This is a genomic window from Romboutsia sp. (assembly GCF_035470145.1).
Taxonomy (GTDB): Bacteria; Bacillota; Clostridia; order Peptostreptococcales; family Peptostreptococcaceae; genus Romboutsia_D.
In genome coordinates this window covers 1-3,081 of the sequence record NZ_DATIRC010000371.1, presented here as the reverse complement: position 1 = coordinate 3,081, position 3,081 = coordinate 1, and the positions used below count along the sequence as shown (strand labels likewise).

Annotated in this window: 3 protein-coding genes and 2 pseudogenes; all 5 read right to left on the bottom strand. The window is 24.4% G+C overall.

Annotated elements, in window-relative coordinates:
- Nucleotides 1–505: pseudogene (locus VLM92_RS14750) on the bottom strand (sensor histidine kinase); the annotation flags it as partial.
- Nucleotides 495–1,166 (bottom strand): response regulator transcription factor, encoded by a 672-nt coding sequence (locus tag VLM92_RS14745; RefSeq protein ID WP_325277082.1) that lies wholly within the window; start codon nucleotides 1,164–1,166, stop codon nucleotides 495–497. The gene VLM92_RS14745 and the pseudogene VLM92_RS14750, both read right to left, overlap by 11 nt.
- Before the next feature lie 371 nt (nucleotides 1,167–1,537).
- Nucleotides 1,538–1,717: a hypothetical protein gene (locus tag VLM92_RS14740; RefSeq protein ID WP_325277081.1), complete on the bottom strand. Its 180-nt coding sequence runs from the start codon at nucleotides 1,715–1,717 to the stop codon at nucleotides 1,538–1,540.
- Between the two features lie 79 nt (nucleotides 1,718–1,796).
- Nucleotides 1,797–2,675 carry a hypothetical protein gene (locus VLM92_RS14735; RefSeq protein ID WP_325277080.1) on the bottom strand — a complete coding sequence of 293 codons (879 nt, stop codon included), beginning with the start codon at nucleotides 2,673–2,675 and terminating at the stop codon, nucleotides 1,797–1,799.
- Nucleotides 2,676–2,772: 97 nt separating this feature from the next.
- Nucleotides 2,773–3,081: pseudogene (locus tag VLM92_RS14730) on the bottom strand (DNA-binding protein); the annotation flags it as partial.

Sequence of the window (3,081 nt, the reverse complement as noted above, 5' to 3'; positions counted from 1 at the left end):
ATAGTGCCACAAAATATGTGATTATAACCGACATTATTATGCCTATCATGAATACAAATATAAGTTGTCTAAATGAATTAATTTCAGAGTCTATATTTCTTATTATTTGTATCTTATATTTTCCTTTATCTATGCTAAGTTCTCTAAAAGTGTATCCATTTTCAGTATATGTAAAAAATGTATTCTTTTTACTTTCTTTCACACGAGGAAATATATCTTCAAAATATCCATTTTGCGTATAATATCTTATTCTCTTTCCTTCATATACATATACCATATTGCTTGGATCTTTTAATATAATGGGATAAAATAAAGATGTATTACTAAGTTGAATAGATATGTTATCTAGCTCTGACTTTAGATTCTTATCTACACTGTTATACGTAAGCCCTTTGAAATATGAATATATAAATACAGAAAATATTATGAGAAAACTTACCACAACAGCTATATTTATTTTTATTAAGCTACTTTTAGTTTTGTTAAATACGCTTTTATTTATCATCAAGCATGTATCCTACCTTACGCTTAGTTTTTATATATTTGTCATAACCATATTTACTTAGCTTTTTTCTTAAATTACTAACATATACTTCTACTATTTCTATAGTAGCATCAGAGTCTATTCCCCATATTCTATCGTATATTTGCTCTTTTAATAATATTGAGCCTTTATTTATTATAAAATACTCTAATAAATTAAATTGCTTATTTTGAAGTTCAATTTCATTACCTTCTATAAATACAGTTTTTTTGTTATTGTCTAAGTATAATTCTTTAAATTTTATACCATTTTTCTGTTTTATTTTACCATTAGTTCGAAATATTGCATATATCCTTGCTACTAACTCTTCCATATAAAACGGTTTTGTTAAGTAATCATTAGCGCCTATTTCAAAAGCGTATACCTTATCATCCAAACTTTCTTTTGCTGTTAAAATAAGGACCGGTGTATTTATATTATTACTTCGTATTTTCTTCAGTATATCTGTCCCTGAAATATTCGGAAGCATCAAATCTAAAACTACTAAATCGTATATATTTTGATTTATTAAATATATAGCTTCTTCCCCATCTTCACAAGACTCTACATCAAAATGATTTTTTAATTCACTTACGATACTTTCTAAAAGAGTCTTATTATCTTCTACTACCAGTACCTTCATACATTGCCCCCTCAATAATTATAAAACTTTGCTTAAGTCTCTACATTTTTCATTTATATTATACAATATAAAAAGCTCGTTGTATTATCTAATTATAATTAGTAAATACAACGAGCTAACTACTTCTACTATCGATTTTCATAAATCTCACTTGTCTTATATTCTAAACTCTATAAGTCACTATACATATCACTATTATTGCATCGCTGAGTATAAGAACGTCCTTTCACTTGATTTAAAACTGAAAATAACAACTCACTATACCTGTATAATCTGTATGTTTTTTACATTCAAGCATAGCTTATTAATTCATTTTATAGCTTTTTTTCATATTAAATCCTTCTTTTGCATTATACTACTTGCTTTGCAGATTATAGTAATTTGTTTTGATTATAATCTTTAACTATATTAACAAACTCTTCCATAGTTAAATTTGAATCTAATTTATTGATCATCTCATTATAGTACCAATTTGCAAATTCTGGATCTGCTAAAGTTGCATTCATTTTTTCAAAATCTAAATTCCCTTGTTTAAAATTATTTTCATTCATTTTTACCACCCCTTAATTTAATATTATTATTCAGCATAAATATAGGATTTATACATATAATTTTCCCCCTAATTATATATTATTTATTTATCTTAGCTCTATGAGACTTAAGATCTATATCAATATTTGCTTTTTCTTTAATATCATCATAACTATAACCAATTATTTTTAATTTATCAGTATCCCTTGAAGTAGGTATATCTATTTTTGTTTCTTGAGATGCCTTTAATACATTATATGCTGATATGTGACTAACTGATATATATTCCCCGTTTTTTAATTCTCCTATTTTAAGTGTAATATTCCCCAAGTTTTTTTGTGATGAATTTTTAACTTTTACTATATATTTATTTATACCATTTGATTCATTTTCCTTGTGTATATCTGATATATTTAAAATTTCATAGCTTTTACTATTTTCTATTTGTTGTTCATTATTTTTTATTTTCACATAATCTTTTTTTAAATTTACAACTATCACTTTATCTTCTGTTTCATATCCATAAGATGTTATTTTTATACTATCGACATATTCCTTATAATTAAACGATATAGAAGATAATTCCCCTGGTGATAAAGTTAAATCTAAAAATGTTTGTGATTTTGAAATTATATTTTTATTCTTATCAAGTTCTTCGTATCCCAACCATATATCGGATATATAAAAATTAGAATTATTTTCTATTTTGGTTGTTGTATCATGTTCATCTAAGTTTGATATATTAGAATTTTTTTCTATTTTGGTCGTTGTATCATGTTCATCTAAGTTTGATATATTAGTAATCTCAGTATTGCTAATTCCTATTGCTTTTGCATCGTTCTCATTTATTTCTATATCACGTATAGATTTATCATTATTTTTATTATTAATATTTTCATTCTTACATCCACTAATTGCTACAACATTAATTAATAATATGACTACTAATAAATATGATATTTTTGAAATTCTTTTCATTTCTTATGCTCCTCATATTTAAATATTAATATAATTATATTCTCATTTTGCAAGAAAATCATTATATTTTTCATTTATATTTTTATAACTACAAGGCTTATATTAGGTGTTTATACTCTTTCATAAAATCTTTTAATGCTTGCGTTAATATTTCTTGCTTACTAAACTGCGAATTACTGCATAATCTTTCAAAGTCTTCCCATGTTTTTTTGTCTACTCTTATACTAGTATTTTTCAAGTCATTTACATTGTTACTCTCTATATTTATATCTTTTTTAGAAGGTGCCTTTTTAAGTTTCATACATTTATAATCCTTTACTTGCATATACCAGTCATATACTTCACATAATTTATCCATATCTTCGGCTGTCATATTTATTTTTTTATCTTTTTTAGTTTTTAAACC

What these genes read in the sequence shown, in the direction of transcription:
- VLM92_RS14745 (WP_325277082.1), bottom strand. Translation starts at nt 1,166, where the DNA reads ATGAAGGTACTGGTAGTAGAAGATAATAAGACTCTTTTAGAAAGTATC.
- VLM92_RS14740 (WP_325277081.1), bottom strand. Translation starts at nt 1,717, where the DNA reads ATGAATGAAAATAATTTTAAACAAGGGAATTTAGATTTTGAAAAAATG.
- VLM92_RS14735 (WP_325277080.1), bottom strand. Translation starts at nt 2,675, where the DNA reads ATGAAAAGAATTTCAAAAATATCATATTTATTAGTAGTCATATTATTA.